27 protein-coding genes are annotated in these 24,397 nt (G+C 63.9%); 11 read left to right on the forward strand and 16 right to left on the reverse strand.

Annotated features, from left to right (window positions below; translation table 11 throughout):
* Positions 1–48 precede the first annotated feature (48 nt).
* From NKJ75_RS28165 to NKJ75_RS28175, 3 genes are all read right to left on the reverse strand, one after another.
* On the reverse strand, positions 49–642 hold the full coding sequence (locus tag NKJ75_RS28165) for a biotin transporter BioY (RefSeq protein WP_352500448.1): 594 nt from the start codon (positions 640–642) through the stop codon (positions 49–51).
* 352 nt (positions 643–994) lie between these two features.
* Complete coding sequence (locus NKJ75_RS28170; protein ID WP_023702055.1) at positions 995–1,663, reverse strand: GntR family transcriptional regulator; 669 nt, start codon at positions 1,661–1,663, stop codon at positions 995–997.
* An 87-nt stretch (positions 1,664–1,750) separates the two neighbouring features.
* On the reverse strand, positions 1,751–2,767 hold the full coding sequence (locus tag NKJ75_RS28175) for a polyprenyl synthetase family protein (RefSeq protein ID WP_023668471.1): 1,017 nt from the start codon (positions 2,765–2,767) through the stop codon (positions 1,751–1,753).
* A 221-nt stretch (positions 2,768–2,988) separates the two neighbouring features.
* Here NKJ75_RS28175 and NKJ75_RS28180 point away from each other — a divergent pair, with 221 nt between their 5' ends.
* The 7 genes from NKJ75_RS28180 (at position 2,989) to NKJ75_RS28210 (ending at position 7,263) form a co-directional block, all read left to right on the forward strand.
* The gene (locus NKJ75_RS28180) at positions 2,989–3,213 is read left to right on the forward strand and encodes a putative signal transducing protein (RefSeq protein WP_352500449.1); all 225 of its coding nucleotides are present in this window, start codon (positions 2,989–2,991) and stop codon (positions 3,211–3,213) included.
* Positions 3,213–4,007, forward strand: a complete 795-nt coding sequence (locus NKJ75_RS28185; protein ID WP_023696580.1) for a tRNA1(Val) (adenine(37)-N6)-methyltransferase — start codon at positions 3,213–3,215, stop codon at positions 4,005–4,007. Before NKJ75_RS28180 ends, NKJ75_RS28185 begins: the two co-directional genes overlap by 1 nt.
* Positions 4,008–4,128: 121 nt before the next feature.
* Positions 4,129–4,986: a S49 family peptidase gene (locus NKJ75_RS28190; protein WP_023834487.1), complete on the forward strand. Its 858-nt coding sequence runs from the start codon at positions 4,129–4,131 to the stop codon at positions 4,984–4,986.
* 72 nt (positions 4,987–5,058) lie between these two features.
* The gene (locus NKJ75_RS28195; RefSeq protein WP_023668475.1) at positions 5,059–5,244 is read left to right on the forward strand and encodes a membrane protein; all 186 of its coding nucleotides are present in this window, start codon (positions 5,059–5,061) and stop codon (positions 5,242–5,244) included.
* Positions 5,245–5,270: 26 nt separating this feature from the next.
* Complete coding sequence (locus tag NKJ75_RS28200) at positions 5,271–6,164, forward strand: 4-(cytidine 5'-diphospho)-2-C-methyl-D-erythritol kinase (RefSeq protein WP_023834488.1); 894 nt, start codon at positions 5,271–5,273, stop codon at positions 6,162–6,164.
* A complete protein-coding gene (moaB, locus tag NKJ75_RS28205; RefSeq protein WP_352500450.1) occupies positions 6,151–6,705 on the forward strand; it encodes a molybdenum cofactor biosynthesis protein B in 555 nt (184 codons plus the stop codon). The genes NKJ75_RS28200 and moaB overlap by 14 nt, the downstream gene beginning before the upstream one ends.
* A gap of 126 nt (positions 6,706–6,831) precedes the next feature.
* A complete protein-coding gene (locus NKJ75_RS28210; RefSeq protein ID WP_023834489.1) occupies positions 6,832–7,263 on the forward strand; it encodes a GFA family protein in 432 nt (143 codons plus the stop codon).
* On the opposite strand, the gene NKJ75_RS28215 is transcribed toward NKJ75_RS28210, so the two are convergent.
* Positions 7,253–8,227, reverse strand: coding sequence for a hypothetical protein (locus NKJ75_RS28215; RefSeq protein ID WP_023745502.1), 975 nt, complete (start codon positions 8,225–8,227; stop codon positions 7,253–7,255). The genes NKJ75_RS28210 and NKJ75_RS28215 overlap by 11 nt on opposite strands.
* A 252-nt stretch (positions 8,228–8,479) precedes the next feature.
* Positions 8,480–8,983, reverse strand: coding sequence for a glycosyltransferase (locus tag NKJ75_RS28220; RefSeq protein WP_023684377.1), 504 nt, complete (start codon positions 8,981–8,983; stop codon positions 8,480–8,482).
* A 150-nt stretch (positions 8,984–9,133) separates the two neighbouring features.
* On the opposite strand from NKJ75_RS28220, the gene NKJ75_RS28225 reads away from it, so the two are divergent.
* Positions 9,134–10,288: a PA0069 family radical SAM protein gene (locus NKJ75_RS28225; RefSeq protein WP_352500451.1), complete on the forward strand. Its 1,155-nt coding sequence runs from the start codon at positions 9,134–9,136 to the stop codon at positions 10,286–10,288.
* A 154-nt stretch (positions 10,289–10,442) separates the two neighbouring features.
* Positions 10,443–11,156 carry a ribonuclease HII gene (rnhB, locus tag NKJ75_RS28230; protein WP_352500452.1) on the forward strand — a complete coding sequence of 238 codons (714 nt, stop codon included), beginning with the start codon at positions 10,443–10,445 and terminating at the stop codon, positions 11,154–11,156.
* Positions 11,157–11,361: 205 nt separating this feature from the next.
* Here the strand turns inward: rnhB and NKJ75_RS28235 are convergent, their stop codons facing one another.
* The 7 genes from NKJ75_RS28235 to NKJ75_RS28265 all read right to left on the reverse strand — a co-directional run bounded on the left by NKJ75_RS28235 (position 11,362) and on the right by NKJ75_RS28265 (position 16,947).
* On the reverse strand, positions 11,362–11,853 hold the full coding sequence (locus NKJ75_RS28235; protein WP_023668483.1) for a F0F1 ATP synthase subunit B: 492 nt from the start codon (positions 11,851–11,853) through the stop codon (positions 11,362–11,364).
* A gap of 10 nt (positions 11,854–11,863) precedes the next feature.
* The gene (locus NKJ75_RS28240; RefSeq protein WP_023745504.1) at positions 11,864–12,463 is read right to left on the reverse strand and encodes a F0F1 ATP synthase subunit B; all 600 of its coding nucleotides are present in this window, start codon (positions 12,461–12,463) and stop codon (positions 11,864–11,866) included.
* 92 nt (positions 12,464–12,555) lie between these two features.
* Positions 12,556–12,780 (reverse strand): F0F1 ATP synthase subunit C, encoded by a 225-nt coding sequence (locus tag NKJ75_RS28245; RefSeq protein WP_006206606.1) that lies wholly within the window; start codon positions 12,778–12,780, stop codon positions 12,556–12,558.
* Between the two features lie 68 nt (positions 12,781–12,848).
* The gene (locus tag NKJ75_RS28250) at positions 12,849–13,607 is read right to left on the reverse strand and encodes a F0F1 ATP synthase subunit A (RefSeq protein ID WP_023745505.1); all 759 of its coding nucleotides are present in this window, start codon (positions 13,605–13,607) and stop codon (positions 12,849–12,851) included.
* A 65-nt stretch (positions 13,608–13,672) separates the two neighbouring features.
* A complete protein-coding gene (locus NKJ75_RS28255) occupies positions 13,673–14,065 on the reverse strand; it encodes an AtpZ/AtpI family protein (RefSeq protein ID WP_023668486.1) in 393 nt (130 codons plus the stop codon).
* A gap of 265 nt (positions 14,066–14,330) precedes the next feature.
* Positions 14,331–15,515 (reverse strand): cell wall hydrolase, encoded by a 1,185-nt coding sequence (locus NKJ75_RS28260; RefSeq protein WP_023668487.1) that lies wholly within the window; start codon positions 15,513–15,515, stop codon positions 14,331–14,333.
* A 136-nt stretch (positions 15,516–15,651) separates the two neighbouring features.
* The gene (locus NKJ75_RS28265) at positions 15,652–16,947 is read right to left on the reverse strand and encodes an MFS transporter (RefSeq protein WP_023745507.1); all 1,296 of its coding nucleotides are present in this window, start codon (positions 16,945–16,947) and stop codon (positions 15,652–15,654) included.
* A 117-nt stretch (positions 16,948–17,064) separates the two neighbouring features.
* Here NKJ75_RS28265 and NKJ75_RS28270 point away from each other — a divergent pair, with 117 nt between their 5' ends.
* On the forward strand, positions 17,065–17,973 hold the full coding sequence (locus NKJ75_RS28270) for a LysR substrate-binding domain-containing protein (RefSeq protein WP_023738457.1): 909 nt from the start codon (positions 17,065–17,067) through the stop codon (positions 17,971–17,973).
* Between the two features lie 238 nt (positions 17,974–18,211).
* On the opposite strand, the gene der is transcribed toward NKJ75_RS28270, so the two are convergent.
* Both der and NKJ75_RS28280 read right to left on the reverse strand, forming a co-directional pair.
* Entirely contained in the window at positions 18,212–19,642 is a 1,431-nt protein-coding gene (der, locus tag NKJ75_RS28275; RefSeq protein WP_023692116.1) for a ribosome biogenesis GTPase Der, read from the reverse strand.
* Between the two features lie 76 nt (positions 19,643–19,718).
* Positions 19,719–20,381, reverse strand: a complete 663-nt coding sequence (locus NKJ75_RS28280; RefSeq protein ID WP_023729304.1) for a tetratricopeptide repeat protein — start codon at positions 20,379–20,381, stop codon at positions 19,719–19,721.
* Between the two features lie 193 nt (positions 20,382–20,574).
* Between NKJ75_RS28280 and NKJ75_RS28285 the strand changes: the two genes are divergently transcribed.
* Positions 20,575–21,579: a polysaccharide deacetylase family protein gene (locus tag NKJ75_RS28285; RefSeq protein WP_023834492.1), complete on the forward strand. Its 1,005-nt coding sequence runs from the start codon at positions 20,575–20,577 to the stop codon at positions 21,577–21,579.
* 26 nt (positions 21,580–21,605) lie between these two features.
* On the opposite strand, the gene sbmA is transcribed toward NKJ75_RS28285, so the two are convergent.
* On the reverse strand, positions 21,606–22,862 hold the full coding sequence (sbmA, locus tag NKJ75_RS28290; protein WP_023668493.1) for a peptide antibiotic transporter SbmA: 1,257 nt from the start codon (positions 22,860–22,862) through the stop codon (positions 21,606–21,608).
* A gap of 115 nt (positions 22,863–22,977) precedes the next feature.
* On the reverse strand, positions 22,978–24,093 hold the full coding sequence (locus NKJ75_RS28295) for a YbfB/YjiJ family MFS transporter (protein WP_023668494.1): 1,116 nt from the start codon (positions 24,091–24,093) through the stop codon (positions 22,978–22,980).
* Positions 24,094–24,397 lie beyond the last annotated feature (304 nt).

A 24,397-nucleotide genomic window follows, 5' to 3' on the forward strand; every position in this document is an offset into this window, starting at 1 on the left:
TTTGTTTGAGCATGATCTCTTCCGAAAACCGGACTCCACTTTTCGGGATCATGCTCCTGCCGGGTCCGCCTTGTTGCTCCAAAACAGCTTGAGCGTCGCGGCGCCGAGCGCCGATTTCAGCAGGCCGCCGACGAGGAACGGCAGGAAACCGAAGGCGATGGCCTGTTCGAGGCCGATCATGACGGCGAGCCAGGCCGTGCCGAGAACCAGGCAGGCGAGGTTGCCGAGGACCATGCCGGCGAAGGCGAGCAGCACGCGGTTGCCGTTCCAGCCGCGCTCGGCCAGCCAGCCGACAAGCGCGCCGACGAGAGGGAAGGCGAAGAGATAACCGCCCGTTGCCCCGACGAAATACGACGCGCCCGCTGCCCCTCCGGACAGGACAGGAAAGCCCACGGCGCCCTCGGCGAGCCAGGCGATGATGGTCATGGCGCCAAGCCGCCAGCCATAAAGTGCGCCAACCAGCGTCACGGCGAAGGTCTGCATGGTGACCGGCACCGGCACCATCGGCACCTCGATCTGGGACAACAGCGCCAGAAACAGCGTACCGAGGACGACGGCCGCGGCCTGCCAGCTATGCGAGCGGGTTTGCGGGCGCAACGGGCTGAAGGACGGCTTGGACGGCGAAAAGGCGATGTCGGTCATGGTTGCTTCCTAGCTGGTTTGAAATTATAGATAATTTTGTTGTTCGATCTATTATCGAATCCATATTTGCGCGGGAATGGCAACCCTCACCCCTAAAAAGGCTTGGGCTTGCGTGTCGAATAAAGGACATTTGGAAAGGCTGGCGGGACAGCACCCCCCTCTGGCCTGCCGGCCATCTCCCCCGCAAGTGGGGAGATCGGATGTCGCCTTTGCTTTCGCCAATGGCCGACGTTGCAGGACTAACGCAACGGCAAAGCTGTTGATCTCCCCGCTTGCGGGGGAGATGTCCGGCAGGACAGAGGGGGTGTGAAGGATCGCTACGCGCGGAATCCGACGACTTGTCCCTTCGTCCCTACCCGACGATGGCAAACGCTTCGCGCATCTTGCCCGACGCGGTCTTGACTGGTTTCTGGCCGATCCACTGCACGTGCCGGCCAAGCGTGGCGGCGGCCGATTCGGTGTTGCCTTGCCGCAGCGCGCTGAGGATCGCGCGATGATCCTGGTCGGTGCGGATTTCCCATTCCGAGCGCCAGGCGGCGAACAGGAAGCGGGCGCTTGCTGCGTGCAAATCGTCGATGGTGGCGATGAGCCGCGGCATGCCGCAGGGCGCCAGGATCAGCCGGTGGAAGGTGCGGTTGGCCTCCTCCCAAGAGCGGACATCGCGGGATTTGTCGCCGGCCTTTGTGGCTTCTTCGGCAAGATTGAGAATGGAAGCCGTCAGATGCGGCGCGGCATGGCGCAGCGCCAACACTTCGAGCGCTGCCCGCATTTCGGCGACTTCCCTTACCTCGCCGAGATCGAAAGCAGCGACGCGTACGCCCCGCCTGGGCTCACTGGCCGCCAGCCCTTGCGCCTCCAGGCGCCGAAAGGCCTCGCGCACCGGGACATGGCTGGTCTGGAATTCCTCGGCGATGTGATCCTGCCGCAGCCGGGCGCCGGGTTCGATCGCACCCGATATGATGCGATCCGCCAGCACCTTGCTGATGCGCACGGCGATGGTGTCGTCTGCGGTCTTTGCCATGTTTTATAGATAATTTGCGCCGCAACCGATTGTCGAGCGGTGATTGCCCGATTTTGCGTGCAAACTTGCTTTGGCGCCAGGCGCGGGTCAGTTCACCCGGCTGATGCAGAAGTCGATGACGTCGATCAGCGCCGATTTCTGCGGCGTCGCCTCCAGCGGCGCCAGCGCGTCGCGGGCGATCTCGCCGAAATGGCGGGCGCGTCCGATGGTGTCGGCAATGGCGCCATGGCGGGTCATCAGGCCGATGGCCTTTTCCAGTCCGGCATCGTCGGTGACATTGTCCTCGATGGCGCGCTTCCAGAAGGTGCGCTCGGCCTTGGTGCCGCGCCGGTAGGCGAGGATGACCGGCAGCGTAACCTTGCCTTCGCGGAAATCGTCGCCGACATTCTTGCCCAGCTCCTGGCTGGAGCCGCCATAATCCAGCGCATCGTCGATGAGCTGGAAGGCAAGGCCGAGATTCATGCCGTAGGAGCGCAATGCGGCGCGATCGTTGCGCGTCGCCGATGCGATGACCGGACCGACCTCGGCGGCAGCCGAGAACAGCGCCGCGGTCTTGGCCTTGATGACGGCGAAATGCTCGTCCTCGGTGGTATCCAGGTTCTTGGCTGCCGCCAGCTGCATCACCTCGCCCTCGGCGATGATCGAGGCGGCGCTGGACAGGATATCGAGCGCTTCCAGCGAACCGACATCGACCATCATGCGAAAAGCCTGGCCGAGCAGGAAATCGCCGACCAGCACGCTCGCCTGGTTGCCCCAGATCATGCGGGCAGTCTTTTTGCCGCGCCGCATGCCGCTCTCGTCGACCACGTCGTCATGGAGCAGCGTGGCGGTGTGCATGAACTCGACCGCGGTGGCGAGCTTGACGTGGCCCTCGCCGGAATAGCCGAACATCTGGGCCGCGGCGAGCGTCAGCATCGGCCGCAGCCTCTTGCCGCCCGACGAGATCAGATGGTTGGCGACCTCCGGGATCATCTCGACGTCGGAGCCGGCCTTGGACAGGATCAGTTTGTTGACGCGCCCCATATCGGCTGCTGTCAGGTCGATGAGATCCTTGATGGAGGCGGGTTCCCGCTTCCCGTTTTCGATGTTGAGAACGACACCCACCAACAAACACTCCCGTCTTTGATCACGCGTGCGACGGCACCCTGGTCCCGCCTGGGACTCTAGGGCGGCACATACGGGCACGGCAAGAGGCGAATTGGCGCGGCTGCGGTGACGGCGTGTCAACCTTAGCGACCGCATGCCGTTGCCCGGAAACCGCTCCACACTTTTCGGCGCCATGCTCCGGCGTTTACATCAACGCTGCAACCTGCGAACTTCGTCCGATGATAGAACTCGTGCGCACCAACGATGCCGTGATCATCTCCTTCGTCGAATCGCTGATGCGCGATGCCGGGATCGCCTGCTTCGTCGCCGACCAGAACATGAACATCCTCGAAGGGTCGATCGGTCTTTTGCAGAAGCGCGTGATGGTCGATGCCGACCAGGCCGATCAGGCGCGGCGCATCTTGAAAGACGCCGGCATCGAGAACGAAATCCGCCAGACATAATGGCTGAAGCGAGCGCGCTTACCAGCGATACGCCGGCCCATACGGTCGATGCCTTCCATCGCGGCCGCTTCTGGCTGGTCCAGCCCAGGACAGGGCATCGCGCCGGGATGGATGCCATGATGCTGGCGGCAGCAGTTTCATCCGGTTTTTCTGGACGCCTCGCCGATTTCGGCGCCGGCGCCGGTGCGGCGGGTCTCGCCGTGCTGTCGCGCTGCCCAGAGGCGCAGGTCGTGCTCGTCGAACGGTCGGCCGAGATGGCAGGCTTCGCCACAACCACGCTCGCCCATCCCGGCAATGCGCATCTCGGCAATCGCGCCTCGGTGCTGACCGCCGACGTCACGCTGTCAGGCCGGGCGCGGACGCAAGCCGGCCTCGCCGACAATTCCTTCGATTTCGTCATCATGAACCCGCCCTTCAACGCGGCGCAAGACCGCGCCACGCCAGATCCGCTGCGGCGGCAGGCGCATGTCATGGACGACGGGCTGTTCGAAAGCTGGATCCGGAGTGCGGCTGCCGTCGCCAAGCCGCGCGGGGGCCTGGCCGTCATTGCGCGGCCGGAACAGCTTGGCGACCTCCTCGATGCGCTGTCGGGCCGCTTCGGCGACGCCGAGATGCTGGCCGTGCATCCGCGCCCGGAAGCAGCCGCAATCCGCATTGTCGTTAGGGCAGCGCTCGGCGCGCGCGGCAAGCTGTCGATCCGCCCGCCTTTGATGCTGCATGGGCAAACGGGCGACGGCCCGTCGGAACGAACCGAGATGATCAACAACGGACTGGCGTCGCTGTTTGGCGATTGATTTTGGGCCCGTCAGTGTCGTTGCCGCAAAACCGGCACACAGTTGGCTGAGATGGATTGCAGCATTGCCGTTGACCCGCAAATCCCTACATGCGTTGAAGCCATTTGGAGACAGCCACCTCGTGAAACGCCTTTTCAACCGCCTGCTGCCGAAATCCTGGCGATCCAGCGTCGTCACCATTCCCGTCATCAGGCTGCATGGCACCATCATGGCCGGCGGCGGCCCGTTCCGGCCGAGCCTGTCCTTGGCGTCCACCGCCGCCCTCATCGAAAAGGCGTTCCTGTTCGATGCGCCCGCCGTCGCCATTTCGATCAATTCGCCTGGCGGCTCGCCGGTGCAGTCGCGGCTGATCTTCAAGCGCATCCGTGACCTCGCGGTCGAGAAGAACAAGAAGGTGCTGGTCTTCGTCGAGGATGTGGCGGCCTCGGGCGGCTACATGATCGCGGTCGCCGGCGACGAGATCTTTGCCGATCCGTCCTCCATCGTCGGTTCGATTGGTGTCGTCTCGGCCTCGTTCGGCTTTCCCGAACTGATGAAGAAGATCGGTGTCGAGCGCCGTGTCCACACCGCCGGCCAGAACAAGGCGGTGCTCGACCCGTTCAAGCCGGAGAAGAGGGAAGACGTCGAGCGCCTGAAGGCGCTGCAGCTGGAAGTGCACGAGACCTTCATCGACCTGGTCAGGGAACGCCGTGGCACCAAGCTGAAGGACGATCCGGACCTGTTCACCGGCCTGTTCTGGACCGGCAAGAAAGGGCTGGAGCTTGGCCTCGTCGATGCGTTGAGCGACATGCGCACGGTACTGAAAACCCGCTTCGGCGCGAAAACCCAGCTCAGGCTGGTCACCGCGCCGCGTGGCCTGTTTGGCCGCATCGGCCTGTTCGGCTCGAACGTTTCGGCGCCCGATATTGCCGCCGCCGCCGCAAGCGGCGTGATCGATGCGGCGGAAGAGCGCGCATTGTGGGCGCGCTTCGGGCTTTGAAAAAGCAGGGAAAGCGTCTAGCATGAGGGCTTGACAGTCTGCCTTGCCGCCTTGCGAGGGAGGAGCTTTGAAATGCCACAGATCATTTTCTTCGCAGTTGTCGGCGCAGCCGCTTATTTCGGCTACCGCACCTTCGTCCGCGAGGCCGAACGTGTGACCGCCAAGGTGCGGCGCACCGAAAAGCAGGCAGCCAACGGCACCAACGGCACGCTGGTCCAGGATCCCAAGACCGGCGAATACCGCCTGGCCAAGGACTGATCATCATCCCGTCAGCAGCCGACAGTTTGGATGCCGCAGCCCGGACGTGGCTTGCGCCCGCCAAGATAAATCTGGCGCTGCACGTCACCGGCAAGCGCGCCGACGGCTACCATCTGCTCGAGAGCCTGGTCGTTTTCACCCGCTTCGGCGACAGGGTCGAGATCGAGCCTGCCGACGCCGACCGGTTCTCCGTATCGGGCCGTTACGCGACTTCCGTGCCGATCGACGACAGCAATCTGGTGGTGAAGGCGCGCGAGGCGCTGCGCAGGCAGGCCGGCCAGCAGAGCACGCCGCCGGTTGCCATCCGGCTGGAAAAGAACCTGCCGATCGCATCCGGCGTCGGCGGCGGCTCGAGCGACGCGGCGGCGGTATTGCAGGGTCTTGTCCGGACCTGGGGGCTCGACATCGGCGAGGCCGAACTGAGCCGGATCGGTCTCACGCTCGGCGCCGACGTGCCGATGTGTCTTGCGGCAAAACCGCTGGTTGCGCGTGGCGTTGGCGATGAGCTGTCGCCAATTGCGGATTTTCCTGCGCTGGCCTTGGTGCTGGTCAATCCCGGCGTCGCCGTCTCGACGCCTGATGTGTTCAACGCACTTGAGAAACGCGACAATGAGGGATTGCCGCCGCTGCCGCGCGGTTTCGATTTCCACGGCGTCCGCAATTGGCTGGAGATCACCCGCAACGATCTTGAGGAACCGGCGCAAGCAATACAGCCGCCCATCGGCAGAGCGCTTTCCCTGCTGAACAGGGCCGGATCTGGATTCTCGCGCATGTCGGGATCCGGCGCGACATGCTTCGGGCTGTTCGAGACCGGCAATGTCGCCAAGCGCGCCGCCGCCGAGATCCGCAGTCGCGAACCGGAGTGGTTTGTCGCCGCGACACGAAGCATCGCTTCGGAGGGGGCCGATGGCCAAAATTGACGAGAGCCGGCCGTTCATCCCGGTGCGCATCGCGGTGCTGACGGTGTCCGATACGCGCAGCCTTGCCGACGACAAATCCGGCCAGACGCTGGCTGATCGCATCGCCGAGGCCGGCCATGTCCTGGCCGCGCGCGACATCGTCACCGACGACCGGGAGAAAATCCGCGACAAGGTGCTGGGCTGGTCGCGCGACGAAGACATCGATGTCGTCATCACCACCGGCGGCACCGGTTTTACCGGCCGCGACGTGACGCCGGAGGCGCTGGAGCCGATCTTCGAGAAGCGCATGGATGCCTTTTCCGAAGTGTTCCACCGCATTTCCTACGACAAGATCGGCACCTCGACAGTGCAGAGCCGAGCGACGGGCGGCGTCGTCAACGCCACCTTCGTCTTCGTGCTGCCGGGCTCGCCCGGCGCCTGCAAGGACGCCTGGGACGGCATCCTGAAACCGCAGCTCGACTACCGCCACATGCCCTGCAACTTCGTCGAGATCATGCCGCGCCTGGACGAGCATTTGCGGCGCGGCAAGGCCGCCTCGTAAACCAAGGCAAAGTGCCGGCCAAGTGCTGCCTTTGTCAGGCAGAATGGCGGCTGCGCCTTCGAGAGGTCATTTCCTCCGGGTCGTCGGGCGGATAGTCTGTCGCCAAGTCAAGACGGAAGAGATCCAATGAGCGCGCACCGCGGCGGCTGCCATTGCGGCAACATCCACCTGACCTTCGAAACCGGAATTGAGCCGTCCGAGATGGAGATCCGCGCCTGCCAATGCGCCTTCTGCGTCCGGCATGGCTCACGCGCCGCCGCCGATCCGCAGGGGCGATTGATCGTCGCGGCCGAGGACGAGGCCCGGCTGCACCGATACCGGTTCGGATTGCGCACCGCCGATTATCTCATCTGCCGGGACTGCGGCGTCTATGTCGCTGCTGTGACCACCGACGGCGAACCGAGAGCGATCGTCATCGTCAATGCGCTGGATGACCGGCCGCGGTTCAACCGCGAGCCGGTCCCAATGGACTATGATGCCGAGAACAAAGAGGGTCGCATTGCCCGGCGGCAAGCGCGCTGGATGCCGGTCGAGATCCGCTCCGGCCTCAGCGGATGACCGGTTCGCCGTGGAAGCGGCGGCGCGAGGGCGGCGAGACGCCGAAGCCGACCTCCATCATCAGCCGTGGCGTGGTGGACGGCACGGTGCCCATGTGGAAGCCGAACGGGTCCTCGACGAAGCCGAGGCCGGCCTCGCCGGTCAGCGTGACCGGGCTGTCGTCGCCATAGACCTTGAGCACGTCTTGCGCCGGATGGCCGACCAGCAGCGTCAACTGGTGCTTGAGGCTGCGCCTGTTGTGGCTGCCTTTGACATAGACATGCGGGCCGGTGCCGGCATCGCAGGGCTTGAGATAGAAGAAGAATTTCAGCATCCGCCAGTCGTCGAGATCGAAATGATATTTGCCGAGCGAGGCAAGGTTCTTGTCGGCGTCGGAAGCCTCGCCGGTCGGAAAGCTCCACCAGACACGCGTGGTGATCAGCTTTGCCTGCCCGCCCAGATAGTGCTGGGCGATGTCGAGCAGCAGCGGATCGTTTTGGATGGCGAGTGCTGCCTTGCAGCTGAGGATGCGCTCGAAATAGTGGCCGCTGAGCAAAGAGCGGCCGAACCGCTTCTCGGCTTCTGCGTGTTCTCCGGGCATGAATTCGAGCCGGCGGTCGAAATTGCCGAAGCACGGCGTGCTCTGAGCAAAGCTGGCGATCTCTTCGTGGATTGCCTGCGGAAGGACCAGTCCGGAGAACAGGCCATCGGCGCGCAGCGCCGCGACGATCGACTTGAGGTCGACGCCCCTGAACATCGTCGCTCCGGCACTCTGCGCGGGGCGCGCGGCTTTGGCGCCAAGCCAGTGCAGTTTGCGCGCCGGCATGGTGCGGGCAAGCACGAACATCGGCAGCCATGCGGGATTTTCGCGCAGGTCGGACAGATAGGTCGGGATACGCACCGCAATGCGGCGGAGCTGGCTGCCGTTGCGGGCAATGGCTTCCAGACTGGGGGCGCCGGATTTGTCAGGGGACGAAAGGTTCATCGGGGTCCTCAGATATGAACGGCAGCAACGACGACGCGGCGCTTGCTTACCGCTCCGGCACTACCCAAGCCCCGATATCCCGCATCAACGGAATGCTAATCCCGCGTCAGCTTTTGTGCAATGCACAATAGCTTTTTGCGGCGAAAAAGAGGGATGGTGCTGCGACCGTGCCAATGCGGATGAGGCGCCGACGCTGCCCCTCATCCGCCCTTCGGGCACCCTTCTCCCTGGGAACGGGAAAAGGGAGAAAGATCACTTCTTCGGCGCCAGCCAGATTTCGGCGTCGAGCCGCCTGGTGGCGAGACCGCGCGCAAGGGCTTCGGCGCTGTGCGCGTTCTTCGACAGGGCAGCGGCCTGGCGCTTGCTGATGACCAGCCCTTCGGCCAGCGCCCGGTTGCCCGAAAACACCCGTGACAGGAACGGCGTGCGGCTGCCGCGCGCACGGGAAAAGCGCGCCGGCATGGTTTGCCGCGCCGTGTGAGCGACAACGTCGTCGATCCAGCCCTCCGCCAGCCTTGCGCCGGGTTCCAGAAACAGCAGCCAGTCACCCTTCGCCTGCCTGATTCCCGCGGCAATGCCGCCGGCCACGAAGTGGCAGCCGGCATGATCGGCAACCCGATGCGTCTGGTCGGTCGAGCCGGTGTCGCAGACGATGACATCGCGCACCACGCCCTCGACCGCGCCGCCGATCAACGAGGCGAGCGTGCGGGCAAGGCCTTCTTCGTCATCCCGGGTTTCGATGAGAACGCTGAGCATTTTTAGCCGAATAGCGGAAAGCCCGGCGCAGCGCCAGTTTTGCATGGCCCAACGAAAAAGTTCTTGCTTTGTTCTCATCAGCGAAATAGGATTATTTTCATGAACAGAGCGATTCGACAGCCAGCCGACAGTCCTTGGGAAAGGGCCAAAATGGAACATATCGTGCGTGCGGACATTGCTGCTTTCGGAGCAGGGCGAGCCGAGATGGCCAATGCGATGATCGAACAGAGCGGCATGCGCGTCCGTCCGGATCGCAACCGCGGCCGTTCCGCGGGCATCAACCCGTCCGGCCGGTTCGAGCCGGTCAGCCGGCATGTGTTCGACGACGGCTGGAATTCGCTGGAGGAATTGCCGCCGTTCAAGACCGAAGTGCAGGTCGAGAAGCCGCGCACCATCATCACCCGCAACGAATCGCCCGACATTTCCTTCGACCGCTCGATCAACCCCTATCGCGGCTGCGAGCATGGCTGCGTCTATTGTTTCGCCCGGCCGACGCATTCCTTCATGGGCCTGTCGCCGGGGCTGGATTTCGAAGCGAAGCTGTTTGCCAAGCCGGATGCGGCGCGGCTGCTCGACAAGGAACTGTCGAAGGATGGCTATCAGCCGCGCACCATCGCGATCGGCACCAACACCGATCCCTACCAGCAGATCGAGAAACAATACCGGATTATGCGCGAGATCCTCGAAGTGCTGGAGGCGCGCGGCCATCCGGTCGGCATCGTCACCAAATCCCATCTGGTGACGCGCGACATCGACATCTTGTCGCGCATGGCCGAACGGGGCTTGGCCAAGGTGGCGCTGTCGGTGACGACGATGGACCGCATGCTGGCGCGCACCATGGAGCCACGCGCGTCGACGCCGACCAAGCGGCTTGAGGCAATCCGGCAGCTTTCCGATGCCGGCATCCCGGCCTCTGTCATGGTGGCGCCGATCATTCCCGGCCTGACCGACCAGGAGATGGAGCGTATCCTCGATTCGGCACGCGCCGCAGGCGCCCGCGAGGCCGGCTATGTCATCCTGCGCCTGCCGCTCGAGGTGGCGCCGATCTTCAAGGACTGGCTGCTGCGCCACTATCCCGACCGCTACCGGCACGTGATGTCGCTGATCCGTTCGATGCGCGACGGCAAGGACTATGATTCGGAATGGGGCAAGCGGATGAAAGGCGCCGGCCCCTATGCCTGGCAGATCGGCCGGCGCTTCGAGATCACGGCCAAGCGGCTCGGCCTCAACGCCGAGCGGCGCACGCTCCGAACCGACCAGTTTGTCGCCGCCGCCACGGCGACCGAGCAGCTGATGCTGCTCTGAGAGTAGCGCCTGCCCTGCCCTCGTGGTTGGCAGGCGACCCAAGAATCCCGTCCGGCCTGTCCCCCGGCCTGCAGACGGTGCCCTCCCGGTCTTGCCCCACTCGACCCTGGAGGGACTTGCGGAGAATCGGAGCCGATGCGAACCTCGCCGCAACATGGCTCGCGCGCGTTCCGATTCTCCGCTTCTTTTAGAAATCGTCGAAAAGCCCGACTTCTCCTTCGAGACGAAGGCGATGGCTGAAGGCCTGTGGCCGGTGGCAGGCATGGACGAGGCCGGCCGCGGTCCGCTGGCCGGGCCGGTGGTGGCGGCGGCGGTGATCCTCGATCCCGCCAACATTCCCGACGGGCTAGACGATTCCAAACGGCTCAACCATTTGCAGCGCGAGGCGCTGTTCCTGAAAATCCTGGGGTCAGCGCTCGGCGTGTCGATGGCCTCGGTCAGCGCCGAAGGCATTGACGGCAGCAATATCCTCAAGGCCAGCCTGGAAGCCATGCGCCGCGCCCTTGCCGGCCTGCCGATCCAGGCGAAGCTGGCGCTGGCCGATGGCCGCGATGTGCCGCCGGGCCTCCTCTGCGAAGGCCGCGCGCTGATCAAGGGCGACCAGCGCTCGCAATCGATCGCCGCCGCCTCGATCGTCGCCAAGGTGATGCGCGACCGCATGATGTGCGGCTGCGGCAGCCACCACGAACGCTACGGGTTCGAAGTCCATATGGGCTACGCCACCGTGCGGCACCGCACCGCGATCGAAGCGCATGGTCCGGTGGCAAGGCTGCACCGGGCGTCATTCGCGCCGTTCAGGCTGGGTGGAGTTGAGGTGGTTGAGCAAGAGAGCTTCGCCGGGTTGAGTAATGATAATCTCCCCCCTTGAGGGGGAGATGGCCGGCAGGCCAGAGGGGGTCGCCGCGCGTGAAGCGCTAGCCCTTACTGGCCGCAGAAAGAGCGTCGCGGCCGGTCGCACCGAACCCCTCTGTCGCTTTTGGCGACATCTCCCCCTCAAGGGGGCAGATTGTCCGCGCTCAACAAAAAAGCCGCCAGGTTGCCCGGGCGGCTTGATGTCAGCGAGTTAACCCCGCTCAGTTCAGCCTGGCCTTCACGTCCTGCAGCGCGGACTTGAACAGGTCGGCGCCGGCCTTGGCGTCGATCTTGCCGGCAAGCAGCGTGCGGGCCGCCTCGACGGCGATGTCGACGGCGCTGGCGCGCACTTCGGCGACGGCTTCGCGCTCGGCCTGGCCGATCTTCTGCTCGGCAAGCGCAGTGCGACGGGTGACATAGTCTTCGGTCTTCTTGTGCGCCTCGGCGGCAAGCATGTCGGCCTCGCGCTTGGCGGCAGCGACGATGGCTGCGGCCTCCTGCTCGGCTTCCTTGCGCTTCTTCTGGTATTGGCCGAGCAGTTGCTGGGCCTCTTCGCGCAACCGGCGGGCTTCCGCAAGCTCGTCGCTGATCTTGGTCGCACGGGCGTCGAGCGACTTGGCGATCAGGCCTGGCACCTTGATGTAAACGGCAACGCCGAGGAAAATGACGAGGGCAACCGTTGCCCAAAGCGTTGCGAGAGATGTGGCGTCCATGATGTGCTCCTCACCGGGCCACGGATTTGACCGCAGCCGAGATCTCGGCCTTGCTCGTCTTGCCGCCGACAAGCGCATCGACGATGGCTGAAGCGGTGTCCTCGGCAATCATGCCGACTTCCTTCATGGCGTTGGCCTTGATGGAAGCAATGCTGGCCTCGGCCTCGCCGAGCTTCTTGTCGAGGGCGGCCTCGACCTTCTTGCGGGCAGCCTCGGCTTCAGCCTTGGCAGCGTCGTTGGCCTGCTGGCCGATCGCGTTGGCCTTGGCCTTGGCTTCCGCCAGTTCCTGCTCGTAAGCGGCAACGGCGGCGTCGGCCTCGCCCTTCAGCCTGGCGGCCTGGTCGAGGTCCTGCGTGATGCGATCGCTGCGGACGTCGATGATGCCGCCAAGGCGCGGCATCACCACCTTCTTCAGGAACAAATAGAACAGCCCGAACGTGATCGCCAGCCACAGAAGCTGGGACGGAAACGTCGCCGGATCGAATGGCGGGAACGTGCCGTGCGCCTCGGCAGGCACGCCGGTGCCGGAATGCGTGTCGCCTTCCGTACCGGTGTGGGCGCCTTCAGCGGCGGGTGCGGACTCTTGCGCAAACGCAGATGTCACGAACATGGACTATCCCCTCATATCAGGCATGGCCGCAGGAATGCGGCCAGCCAATTCTTCCCAATGCTCGTCCGACCGATAATTGGCCGAACAGGGGCTCAGCCGAACAGGGCGAGAAGCGCGATGAGAAGCGAGAAAATGCCCAGAGCTTCGGTCACGGCGAAGCCGAAAATCAGGCGGCCGAACTGGCCATCGGCGGCCGACGGATTGCGCAGGGCGCCCGCCAGGTAGCTGCCGAAGATGTTGCCGAGGCCAATGCCCGCGCCGCCCATGCCCAGGCAAGCGATACCGGCGCCGATGTACTTTGCTGCTTCTGCGTCCATTTTGAACTCCTTTGGATCTGTAATTCCGTTGCAATTCCATCCGGCGAAAGATGCCGGAAATTCTAAGGTCAGTGCCCGGGATGCAGGGCGTCGTTCAGATACATGCAGGTCAGCACCGCAAAGACGTAGGCCTGCAGGAAAGCGACCAGCAATTCCAGCGCGGTCAGCGCGACTGCCATGGCCAGCGGCAACACCGAACCGGCAACGCCGACGGCGCCGAGCGCGCTCAGGCTGACGACGAAGCCCGAAAACACCTTCAGGGTGATGTGGCCGGCCAGCATGTTGGCGAACAGACGAACCGAGAGGCTGACCGGGCGCGACACGAAGGAGATCACCTCGATCAGCACCACCAGCGGTAACAGGAACACCGGAACGCCGTGCGGCACGAAGAGCTTGAGGAAGCCCAGACCGTGCTTCGTGAAGCCGTAGACAACGACGGTTCCGATCACCAGGGCTGCGAGGCCGAAGGTGACGATGATGTGGCTGGTGACGGTGAAGAAGTAAGGGAAAAGGCCAAGCAGGTTGGCGACCAGCACGAACATGAACAGCGAGAACACGAAGGGGAAGAACTTCATGCCCTGCGTTCCGGCGGCGTCGCGCAGCATGTTGGAGACGAACTCATAGCCCATTTCCGAAACCGACTGCAGGCGCCCGGGAACAAGGCTGCGGCTGGAGGTCGAGAGGTACAGAAACGCCGATGCGACGAGCACGGTCGCGACCATGAACAGAGCCGAATTGGTGAAGGACAGGTCATAGCCGCCGATATTGATCGGAATCAGCTTGACGATATGGAACTGGTGGATCGGATCGACCTTGTCAGCAGCCATTTACATCCCCGTCAAAACCGCGAGCGGCCTTAAGTGTCCTTGTGCGCCATTGGCGGCGCGCCATTTCATTCTTTCGGATCGTGCGACTTCTCGCTTTTTCCGAATTCCGCCACAACACCTGACGAACGCAGGACATTGAGCACGCCGGCGCCAAAGCCCAGCAACAAGCCGACGACCAGACCCCATGGCGAGGTTCCCGCCACGCGATCCAGAAACCAGCCAAGGCCCACACCCACCACTATCCCGGCGATGAACTCGCTGGACAGCTTGAGCGCCTGGCCATATCCGGCCGTCGCCTTCGCGCCGTCATTCCCCTCGAGCTGATCCGGCCGTCTTGTCGCAAGCGATGCTCCAAGCTCACGCCGGCGGCGTTCGAGATCTTCGTCGCGGATGTCGGCCTCGTGCTTGCTGCCGCGGCCGGTTTCTCCGGTTCCGTCTGGCCCGTTCTTGTCGGCCATCGTAACCCCCCTGCCCGGTCAGACCGTCACCGTCCGTCCGCTTCTAAAGTCGCCGGCAACATAGTTAGAGGGTTTGCGCCCGTCAAGCCACGGGCGGGACTTCAAAGCCATGTATTTTTTCTATTGGAATCAATCACTTGGCGAGGTGCGACATCGTGCCCGGCACTATCGGGTCGGCACATGCCCCGAATCCGTCCGGCGACCGTTGTCCGATTTCGGCTTCCAGGGCCTTTGCGGTTCGTTTGCGACAGGCAAGCCGAAGGGCTCAGCTCCAGCCGCCGCCATAGGTGCGGTAGAAGATATGCAGGCCGATCTTGGTCATCTTCTGCATCGTGCGCGCCCAGCCCGGATGGACGTAGTTGGCGTAGTAGTGGGTCGATGAGCCGACTTCGGGAATGAATATCTTGCCGGCGGTGACCGCCATCGCGACGTCCTGCGCGGTCTTGTAATGGGCGGGGCTCTCGATGCGCTTCTTGCGGCCGTCGCAGGCGAAGGAGAACTGGCAGCGGTTCAGCCAGTTGTCGTTCTGGTAGACGACGCCGCAAATCGAGTTCGGATAGGCCGGATTGCGGACGCGGTTGAGAATGACCTGCGCGACGGCGGCCTGGCCGCGCACGGATTCGCCGCGCGCCTCGAAATAGATGCCGTTGGCGAGGCAGGCCTGCTCCTTCGTGGAGAAGACGCTGGCCGGCAGCGGGTTCTGGATCCACGAGTGGTCACCCTTGGCCATCGGCGGAATGAAGCGCCCGCTGCTCGGCTCCTCGTCCTGCAGCAGCGCTTCGAAGGGTGAGGCCTTGGCGTAATCGGGTTCGGCCTGGGCATAGGCGGTGGCCAGCACGTCCGGTCTGTCATTGTTGACCAACGCGGCAAGCATGGCCGGCACGCCGGGATCGGGCTTCTTGTCCACATTGGTATGGAAGGCCTGGGCGATCTGGATTTCCTTGCCCTTGATGCCGGGCTTGGCGAAGGCGAGCTTCAGGCCGCTGTCCATGCTCGGCCGCAGCAGCGAGGACGTGCGCTGAAAGATTGAGCCGGCATTGAAGTTCTTCGGCGGCGCCACCGGCGAGACCTGGATGATGCGGCCCTTCTTGTCGGCGCGCATGATGCGGTCCTCGTCGGGCGTGATGCCGGCGACATTGCCCTTGCCGCGAAACGAGACCTTGCCGACGCCGGGCAGGCGCACGCCCGAGCCCGAGAGCGAACCGGTGGTGACGGAATCGATGAAAGGCATTTCGGCGGCATGAACCGAGCCGGCGACGGAGCGCTCGACATAAGAGTTCCAGCGGGTGCCCGAAGCTTCGAGGCCGGAAATCAAGCTGCCCATGTCCTGGTAGGCGACGACAGTTGGAAAGCCGATCCAGATGCCGAGCCCGATGACCAATGGCGATACGAAGGAACGTTTTTTCTCACCGGCGGCGGCGGCCAGCCGCTTCAGGACACGTCGATGCACGGGGAACTCTCCAGAAACGCCACTGAGCCACTGGAGAGCCAAAGTGAAGCATTAACCTTGATGCGGGGTTAACGCGGTTGATCGTGTTTTTCCGAAGCGGCCCGAAATGGGACGCCGTTTGCCGACCGGCAACCCGTCAGTTCGGCCGCAGGAAAATTGGCCATGCAATCATGGCGCAGAGCGCGCCCACCAGCCAGACGCCAGGCCACGACCAGATGAGCAGCAAAGCCGGAATGGCGGTCGGCACCACGAAGAAGGCGATGAAGACGAAGCTGTTGGCAAGACCGAGCGCGGTTCCGGCGCGGCTGGCGCCGGCAAGCGTGGCGAGTTCGGTGTAGGCGACGCCATGCCAGGCGGAGACCGAAATGCCGGCAACGACCAGCAGCACGTCGATCGCCGGGATCAACGCGGCATGGGCGTCTGGCGTGGCTCCTGCCGCCAGGACCAGCAGGCCGACGGCCGCGAAGCCAAGCGCGCTCGTCATGCTGCAGAGGCGCAGGAACCAGCGGCGGTTGCCATGGCGGTCGGTGAAGCGGCCGCTCCAGACGCGCATCACCATCGCGCCGGTCTGCACCGCGGCAAGGCTGGCGCTGATCGTGAGCGTGGCCATGCCGGCGAAATCGTGCAGGAAGACGGAGGCGAAGGTGAGCACCGCCACTTGCGGAAAGCAGAGCAGGCCGATGGCGGTGGCGATGCGCCAGACCTCGACATTGCGCAGCGGCGCCGGACCGCCCGACTTTGCCACGGCCATGCTGCCGGCATTGTCCAGTTCCGGCGGCTGGTGCAGCCATCGCCAGGCAAACAGCGCAGAGACGGCGTTCATGGCGGCCAGCAGCCCGAAGACCGCCGCGAAACCGTGCACCGATGCCAGCGACGGCAGGACCAGCGCGCCGAGCCCGCCGCCGAGCGGCACCGCGGTCTGCCTGATGCTCATGGCAAAGCCACGTTCGCCTTCGTGGAACCAGGCCATGATGGCGCGGCCGCTGGAACCGTTGACGCTGCCGCCGAGCAGGCCGGTGACCAGAAGGCATGCGGCCAGCATTGCGACGCCAGGCACATAGGTCACTGAGGGCACGATGAACAACGCCATCAGGGCGAGCCACGCCGCGGTCGCACCAAGGCCGGTCAATAGCACGCCGCGATCGCCCCAGCGGTCGGTGAGCAGACCCCAGGGCAGTTCGCTCAAGGCAACGCCCAGTCCGAGAAGACCGAGGACCAGGCCGAGATTGCCATTGCTCAAGTGATAGCCCGACCGCAGAAACACCGCCGCCGCCGGTATGCCGGCGAAGGTGGCGGAGAAACTGGCATTGGCGGCAACGCCGATGCCAAGCACCTTCCAGCGATGATTGGCGCGAAATCGTTCAGCCTTCGACGTGACGGCGGCGGCTCGGCCAACCCGGCCTGGCTCACAATTTGCGTCGGCGATCGACATGGCGGGACTCCTGTTGATGCCCTTTCGGGACCTTGACGCCTCGTCTTTACCGCCATAACTTCATCCCGAATATCGGGAAGTTTTTGACAATTGTTCCCGAAAAACAGGATCGTTGTGATGCGCCGCGTAACCTTCGACCTCGATGTCCTCCGAAGCTTCGTCACCGGCATGGAACTCGGCAGCTTCGCCAAGGCCGCCGACCGGCTTGGCCGCTCGACCTCGGCGGTGAGCGCGCAACTGAAGAAGTTGGAGGACCAGGCGGCGACGCCGATCTTCCGCAAGTCGGGCCGCGGACTGGCGTTGACCGAAGCCGGCGAAACCATGCTCGGCTATGCCAGGCGGCTGCTCGAGTTGAACGACGAGGCGGCCTCGGCCATCCACGACGTGGAACTGGAAGGCTGGGTCAGGCTCGGCTTGCAGGAGGATTTCGGCGAGGCGGTGCTGCCGGAGGTGCTCGGACGCTTCGCCCGCGCGCACCCCAAGGTCAAGATCGAGGCGCGGATCGGGCGCAGCTATGAACTCGCCGAGCGGATCACATCAGGCAATCTCGACATTGCGCTGGCCTGGGACAGCGGCCAGGCGCTGCCTTACAGCCGGCATGTCGGCGACGCGCAATTGCGCTGGATCGGGCCGGCAAAGCTGATCGAGACCAGGCTACGCGAGGGCGAGGCACTGCCGCTGGTGGCGCTGGAAGCGCCATGCCTGCTGCGCACAGTGACGACGGAAACGCTCGACCGCGCCGGCCTGCCATGGCGGATGGCCTTCTCCAGCCCCAGCCTTGGCGGCATCTGGGCGGCGGTCGCCGCCGGCCTCGGCCTGACGATCCGCACGGATATCGGCCTGCCGGCCAATGTCAGGACGATGGCACCGCAAACGTTGGGCTTACCCGCGCTGCCAACCATGGCGCTGGTGATGCACCAGAAAGACGCCGAACTGGACCCGGTGGCGACGCGGCTGGCGGATATTTTGTGGCAGGCGGCGGTGGCGGCGCTGCCGCAGGACGAGCGGTTGAGAGAGGTCGCTTAGACGCGGTGATCACCCGGTGTCGCGTTCCGTCACACCCCCCTCTGTCCTGCCGGACATCTCCCCCTCAAGGGCCCTCAAGGGGGGAGATTGCTGTCATCAACGCTTTCGCCAATTTTTGATCTTGCAAGGTGAGAACGGCCGCAGCGGCTGCTGATCTCCCCCCTTGAGGGGGATGCCCGGCAGGGCAGAGGGGGTGCTGCCCCGCCAATCTTGCGGAGAATTTCGCAACCGTCACCGCTCACTTGCGCTTGTTCGCTCTCCCCGCGAACGGGTTGTCCGAAGTCCGCAGCGCTATCCTGATCGGCACGCCGGGCATGTCGAAGGCTTCGCGCAGGCTGTTGGAGAGGTAGCGGACATAGGATTGCGGCATCGCGTCGGGCCGCGAGCACTGGACGACGAAACCCGGCGGCCGGGTCTTGGCCTGGGTGACGTATTTGACCTTGAGCCGGCGTCCGGCGACGGCGGGCGGCGGATGATGCGCAAGAATGCTTTCCAGCCAGCGGTTGAGCTTGCCGGTGGAAACGCGGCTGTTCCACACCTTGTGCGTCTTGATGACGGCATCCATCAGCTTGTCGAGGCTGCGCCCGGTCTCGGCCGAAACCGTCACCGCCTGGATGCCGCGCACTTGCGGCAAAAGCCGTGTGGTCTTTTCGCGCAATTCGGCCAGCAGTTCCTGCGGATTGTCGATCAGGTCCCATTTGTTGAAGGCGATGACCGGCGCCCTGCCCTCGCGGATGATCAGGTCGGCGATCTGGAGGTCCTGCTTCTCGAATGGGATGGTGGCGTCGAGCACGATGATGACGATCTCGGCAAAGCGGATGGCGCGCAGACCGTCCTGCACCGACATCACTTCCAGCTTTTCGTGGATCCTGGCCTTGCGGCGCATGCCGGCAGTGTCGAACAGTTTTAGGCGACGGCCATGCCAGTCCCAGTCGACCGAGATGGAATCGCGGGTGATGCCGGCTTCCGGGCCGGTCAAAAGCCGCTCCTCGCCGATCAGCGCGTTGATCAGCGTCGACTTGCCGGCATTGGGACGGCCGACGACGGCGATGCGCATCGGCTTGGTGTCGTCATAGGCAGGTTCGGCGTCGGGATCGGTGATGTCCTCGCCGATCAGCACCTCGCTGGCGGCGACGTCCTCGGCCTCGTCTTCTTCCTCGCCGAAGGCGCGGTCTTTGCCCAGCGCCTCGATCACCGCGTCGCGCAGATCGGGCATGCCCTGGCCGTGCTCGGCCGAGACCGGGATCGGCTCGCCGAGGCCGAGTTCCCAGGCCTCCAGCATGCCGCCCTGGGCGCCCTTGGCCTCGGCCTTGTTGGCGACCAGCACGACCGGCTTGCCGGATTTGCGCACGATCTCGGCAAAGGTGCGGTCGTCGGGCAAAAGGCCTGATTTGGCGTCGATGGTGAAGAAGATCAGGTCGGCTTCGCGGATCGCGATCTCGGTCTGCGCGCGCATGCGGCCGGGCAACGTCGAGGCGGCGGCGTCTTCGAAACCGGCGGTGTCGATGACATCGAAATGCAGATCGTAGAGTTTGGCCGCGTGGACGCGACGGTCGCGGGTGACGCCCGGCGTGTCGTCGACAAGCGCCAGCTTCCGTCCCACCAATCGGTTGAAAAGCGTCGATTTGCCGACATTGGGCCGGCCGATAATGGCGACTTTGAAGCTCATCCGGCTATCCATATCATCGCCCAAACCGCAGCGCGCCCTTGGGTCAGGCCCGAGGGCAGGCTTTGGGCGATGCGTATCATGACGCGCCCGAGCCGCGGATCAATTCCGACATCAGCGTCGCCCGCTGGCGCGCGTTGCGCGGGGCGCCGTCATCGGCGGCGATCTGGTCGAACAGTTTCAGCGCATCCTGGGTCTTGCCTTCCTTCCAGGCGGCAAGGCCGAGCGCTTCGCGCGCTGTGTGGCGCAGCGTGTTGTTGTCGGCGGTCAGCGCCTCGACGCGGCTGGAGACGTCGGCGAAGGAGCCGTGATCGACGAGCAGCAGGGCGGCCCGCAGGCGCGCCATGTCGCGAATGCCCTGGGGAATGGCGTTGTCGGCGGCGACGCCATCGAAATCGGCGACGGCGGCGGCAAAGTCGCCCTTGTCGGCCTTGACGGTCGCCGCGCGCATGCGGGCGAGCAGCGGATAGGCGCCGTAGCCGTCCTTTTCCAGCTGTTCGAGGGCGGTCAGCGCCTCGTCGCTCTTGCCGTCATTGGCAAGCTTCAGCGCCTGCGAGAAGGCATCGCCGGAGCGGTTGGCGCGCGTCTCGTCCCAATAGCGGTAGCCGACGAAGGCGGCGGTGCCAAGCACCACCAGGATGGCGAGGCCAAGGATCGCCGGACCAAAGCGGTCCCATAGCGCCTGCGCCTGCTCGCGACGGATCTCGTCGTTGACTTCGCGGATAAAACTGTCGTCGGACATCAATCAAAACCATTGCTGCCCTAACAGGGGCGCTTCTTGAGCCCGCGTTTTAGCGAAATTTCGCGGGCATGGAAGGGGCTCGGCAGGAAAATCGGCTAATCGCCGGGCGCATAGCTGCCGACGTTGATCGCACCCACGCCACATTTTGCCGATAGCCGGCTTGGACTGCCTCCAGATCAAGCCCAGATTGCCGATGCCACGTTTGTCCCGCGTTGTTGCGTTTTCCTCAGCCGTGCTTGCCATGGCTGGTGCGGCTTTCGCCGACCCGCCGGCGCCGCCTGCCCCGGCAAAGCCGAAGCAAATCGTCATCATCTCGTTCGATAGCGCCCGGGAGATCTCGCAATGGCAGCGCAGCCGGGCGCTGGCCAAGCGCACCGGCGCGCATTTCACCTACTTTTTGTCCTGCGTCTTCCTGCTGTCGCCGCAGACGCGGGCCGACTACACAGCTCCGGCCAAGTCCGCGGGCAAATCCAACATCGGCTTTGCCGCTTCGAAGCAGGACGTCGCCGATCGGCTCGATCAGATCGGGCTCGCCGCTTCGGAAGGCCACGACATCGCCAGCCATGGCTGCGGCCATTTCGACGGCAAGGACTGGAGCAAGGCCGACTGGCTGAAGGAATTCGCCTCGTTCGAGCGCATTCTGGAAAACGCCTATGCGATCAACGGTATTGAACCCGAGCCCAAGGGATGGCGCGATATTGCCCATGCCGTTGTCGGCTTTCGCGCGCCGTACCTCTCGACCAGCAAAGGGCTCTATGAGGCCCTGCCTGAAGCCGGCTACCACTATGATGCCAGCGGCGTTTCGAAAGGCCCGGTCGAGCCGCCGACCGGCGGCGGCTTGACCCGCTTTTCGCTGCCGCAGATCCCGGAAGGCCCTGATGGTAGGCTGGTGATCGCCATGGACTACAATCTCTATGTCAGGCATTCCGGCGGCTTCGAGCGGCCAAGCCAGGCGGCAGACTTCACCGAGCGGACGTACCAGGCGTTCCGCGCCGCCTTCGACAGGCAATATCAGGGCAAGCGCATCCCGCTGGTGCTCAGCTTCCACTTCACGCCGATGAACAACGGCGCCTACTGGGACGCGCTGGAGCGCTTTGCCGGCGAAAACTGCGTCAAATCAGATGTCGAGTGCATCAGTTTTCGCGATTATGTGCAGCGGCAACGTGGTAGCGAGAGGCAGGCGGCGGTGGGCGGCTGAGCCGCCAACCGTCTATGCAGATAGGATCAAGCCGGGTCGGGTTCCTTTGCCTGGCGCGCGAGGAAACGACGATCGATATCGGGAAGCGGCTCGCCGTGGATAATTGCCTCGAAGGCACGCAGGCGCTTGTAAATGGACAGAAGCTCGACAATCGTTGTCCACGCATTGACGAGATATTGGAACGAGGAGCGCACTTGCCCGAAGGCATCGAGAATTCGGTTCAATAGACCCAAACTGATTTTGGCGGCCACCATCGTTGGGACCAATACTATATAAGGGAATATATTATCTATCTGAAGATAGAATATGCGAGCCACATTGAAATACATGTAGTGGAAGTAAAGCCTAAAGTAATTTCGCCGCACGTTGTTAAATAGTTCGGCGACAGTGGGCGGCCGAGCACGATTCGGATCATCTTCACCATAAACAAGTTCTTTTCGATAGGCAGCCTCGACGCGCTGGTTACGGAATTCGAGGCCTGGCAACTTGATGCCGACGAGCGCCAAGAAAGTAGTCCCAAAAATCGACCAAACAATCGCTACCACCACTAGGGAGTAAGGGACCTCTCCGACGATTGGCAATTCAGTTACATTTTTCGACAGAACGAGGAGAACGGGCAAGAATGCGATCAGCGTCATTACCGAGCGGACCAAATTCACACCGAGTGCTTCCATCGTCGTGGAAAAGCGCATGGTGTCGTCCTGGACACGCTGCGACGCTCCTTCGATAGTGCGAAGCCTGTCCCAATAGAACATGTAGTATTCATTCATCGCCGTGCGCCAGCGGAAGATCCAATGGCTCACAAAAAATAGGTTAAGGACACCCACGGCAACGGCCAATCCAGCGACCCAGGAGATGGTCAGCAGTTGGCTGTAGAAATCCCACGGCGTTGTCGAATACGCCTTGCCGAGCGCCCGCTGTATGAGATCGTAGAACGGTCCGTACCAAGCGTTAAAGGCTACATCCACTTGAACCTGGAAATAGATCACGAAGAGAATGAGCGCGGACCCAAGGATCGACCAGTTCTGCCAAGGATGGGGTGAATACCACCTCCAAAAGCCAGCGAAAAGCGCTACGCCCGTGCCGTAGTATAGGTAGAACCAGACGAACGGGTCAGACCAAAAGACTTCAACGCCAACGGGCGTGTCGGCTGCCACCGGAGCAAGCCCAATCAGGGTACCCAGCTCTTGGCCGCCGAAAAACCAAATTATGATGAGCAAAAGGCTCCAGACGGCGGCCGAGGTGAAAAACAGCTTCGGCTGCGGGAAGAAGGATACGAACACTGTGGTGAAATCCTCGGTCGGTGCGCAAATCAGCGGGGTTCAGCGGGCATAAAGTCACACATTAGGTGGAAAGCAAATGCCCGTACCCGATGCCCGGCATCGAGCAAGACCACAATCATGGCGATTTTGGCGCGGCCGACCAGGTGATCCCAGCAGATACCAGCAATACGCCAGCAGCGACGATCGAGGCCAGGAAGAAGTTGCCCGAGGCTTGCGCCAGCAGTCCGGCGACGATCGGGCCGACGATCTGGCCGATGCCGAAGGAAGCGGTCATCAGCGCAAAAATCCGGCGCGGCGCCTCCGGCACGAGCTGCCTTGCCGTCTGCAGGCCGAGCGCGGTGATGGCGATGAAGGTGCCGCCGAGCAGGACGCCCGCCAGCAGCGGCCCGGCGGTGCCGCCGATGGCGACGCTGGCGGTGACGCCGACCACCTCGACCAGGCAGCCCACGGCATAGGCGGTATAAAGCCCGATCCGTGCCGCTACCTTCTGCCACAGCCAGACCGAGGGAAAGCCGGCAAGGCCGGTGACCATCCAGACGCTTGCCTCGAAGACGCGGCCGCCGCCGCCCTGGCGCACGATGGCGACCAGGAAGGTCGCCGTCACCACATAGCCGAAGCCGAACAGGCCGTAGGCAACGATGACTTTTGCCAACGACCGGTCCCTCGGCAGTGCCGGTTCGCGGTCGGCCACGCCGCGGCCAGGTGCGGTGCTGCCGGCGAGCAAGGCGACCATCGCAAGGCCGCCGGCGGAAATCGCTGCCGACCACAGCCAGCCCGAAGCCCAGCCGGCATGTTCGGTGACCAGAACCGCCATCAGCGCTGAGGATGCCGCGATGCCGAGGCCGACGCCGCCGAAATGCAGCGCCTGCAGGTCGCTTCTGTTGGCGGCTGCCAGGTGACCGAAGACGATCGAGGCCATGAACACCATGACGAAGGCGCTGGCGAGACCGGCAAGGAAGCGGAGGACGACAAAGGCGGTCATCGTCTCGCTCAGCCCCATCAGGGCGGCGAGCGCAGCACTGGCGGCAAGGCCGCCAAACATCAGCAGGCGCTCGCGCCCATGCGCCCAGCCGCCTGCCGCCGCAAGCGCGCCGACGAGGTAGCCGAGATAATTGGCCGACGCGATCCAGCCGGCATCGGCCGGCGACAGATGCAGTTCTTCCATCATTCCGGGCAGGATCGGCGTGTAGACGAAACGGCCAATGCCCATGGCAACGGCCATGGCGATCATGCCAGCGAGAGCTTGGCGCAAGGGTGATGGAGCGGCGTTCATTGCAGCGCACAATAAGGGTGCTGCCCGGTCAGACCAATCCACTTGCGTTGGGCCAGACTTGGCGGCGGCGACAGTGGCCGTTGGCGTGAATGTGCCGAGGCGCGAGGGCCACTTGGCGTCGCGCCGCCCCGCCTGCCGGCACCTTCTCCCCGTATAGTGACGGGGAGAAGGGGGTTATGTCCGAACCGGATAGATAGGTAACAGAATGGACCGATAGCATGGGTGACAGTTTTCTTGTCCGCCGGAGGACCGGCGATGGTTT

It is taken from the genome of Mesorhizobium sp. M0058, assembly GCF_040323095.1.
Lineage (GTDB): Bacteria > Pseudomonadota > Alphaproteobacteria > Rhizobiales > Rhizobiaceae > Mesorhizobium.

Excerpts from the sequence above, each read along its gene's own strand:
- NKJ75_RS28165 (WP_352500448.1), bottom strand. The coding sequence starts at position 642 with ATGACCGACATCGCCTTTTCGCCGTCCAAGCCGTCCTTCAGCCCGTTG.
- NKJ75_RS28170 (WP_023702055.1), bottom strand. The coding sequence starts at position 1,663 with ATGGCAAAGACCGCAGACGACACCATCGCCGTGCGCATCAGCAAGGTG.
- NKJ75_RS28180 (WP_352500449.1), top strand. The coding sequence starts at position 2,989 with ATGATAGAACTCGTGCGCACCAACGATGCCGTGATCATCTCCTTCGTC.
- NKJ75_RS28185 (WP_023696580.1), top strand. The coding sequence starts at position 3,213 with ATGGCTGAAGCGAGCGCGCTTACCAGCGATACGCCGGCCCATACGGTC.
- NKJ75_RS28195 (WP_023668475.1), top strand. The coding sequence starts at position 5,059 with ATGCCACAGATCATTTTCTTCGCAGTTGTCGGCGCAGCCGCTTATTTC.
- moaB (WP_352500450.1), top strand. The coding sequence starts at position 6,151 with ATGGCCAAAATTGACGAGAGCCGGCCGTTCATCCCGGTGCGCATCGCG.
- NKJ75_RS28210 (WP_023834489.1), top strand. The coding sequence starts at position 6,832 with ATGAGCGCGCACCGCGGCGGCTGCCATTGCGGCAACATCCACCTGACC.
- NKJ75_RS28215 (WP_023745502.1), bottom strand. The coding sequence starts at position 8,227 with ATGAACCTTTCGTCCCCTGACAAATCCGGCGCCCCCAGTCTGGAAGCC.
- NKJ75_RS28220 (WP_023684377.1), bottom strand. The coding sequence starts at position 8,983 with ATGCTCAGCGTTCTCATCGAAACCCGGGATGACGAAGAAGGCCTTGCC.
- NKJ75_RS28225 (WP_352500451.1), top strand. The coding sequence starts at position 9,134 with ATGGAACATATCGTGCGTGCGGACATTGCTGCTTTCGGAGCAGGGCGA.
- rnhB (WP_352500452.1), top strand. The coding sequence starts at position 10,443 with ATGGCTCGCGCGCGTTCCGATTCTCCGCTTCTTTTAGAAATCGTCGAA.
- NKJ75_RS28235 (WP_023668483.1), bottom strand. The coding sequence starts at position 11,853 with ATGGACGCCACATCTCTCGCAACGCTTTGGGCAACGGTTGCCCTCGTC.
- NKJ75_RS28240 (WP_023745504.1), bottom strand. The coding sequence starts at position 12,463 with ATGTTCGTGACATCTGCGTTTGCGCAAGAGTCCGCACCCGCCGCTGAA.
- NKJ75_RS28245 (WP_006206606.1), bottom strand. The coding sequence starts at position 12,780 with ATGGACGCAGAAGCAGCAAAGTACATCGGCGCCGGTATCGCTTGCCTG.
- NKJ75_RS28250 (WP_023745505.1), bottom strand. The coding sequence starts at position 13,607 with ATGGCTGCTGACAAGGTCGATCCGATCCACCAGTTCCATATCGTCAAG.
- NKJ75_RS28255 (WP_023668486.1), bottom strand. The coding sequence starts at position 14,065 with ATGGCCGACAAGAACGGGCCAGACGGAACCGGAGAAACCGGCCGCGGC.
- NKJ75_RS28265 (WP_023745507.1), bottom strand. The coding sequence starts at position 16,947 with ATGTCGATCGCCGACGCAAATTGTGAGCCAGGCCGGGTTGGCCGAGCC.
- NKJ75_RS28270 (WP_023738457.1), top strand. The coding sequence starts at position 17,065 with ATGCGCCGCGTAACCTTCGACCTCGATGTCCTCCGAAGCTTCGTCACC.
- der (WP_023692116.1), bottom strand. The coding sequence starts at position 19,642 with ATGAGCTTCAAAGTCGCCATTATCGGCCGGCCCAATGTCGGCAAATCG.
- NKJ75_RS28280 (WP_023729304.1), bottom strand. The coding sequence starts at position 20,381 with ATGTCCGACGACAGTTTTATCCGCGAAGTCAACGACGAGATCCGTCGC.
- NKJ75_RS28285 (WP_023834492.1), top strand. The coding sequence starts at position 20,575 with ATGCCACGTTTGTCCCGCGTTGTTGCGTTTTCCTCAGCCGTGCTTGCC.
- NKJ75_RS28295 (WP_023668494.1), bottom strand. The coding sequence starts at position 24,093 with ATGATCGCCATGGCCGTTGCCATGGGCATTGGCCGTTTCGTCTACACG.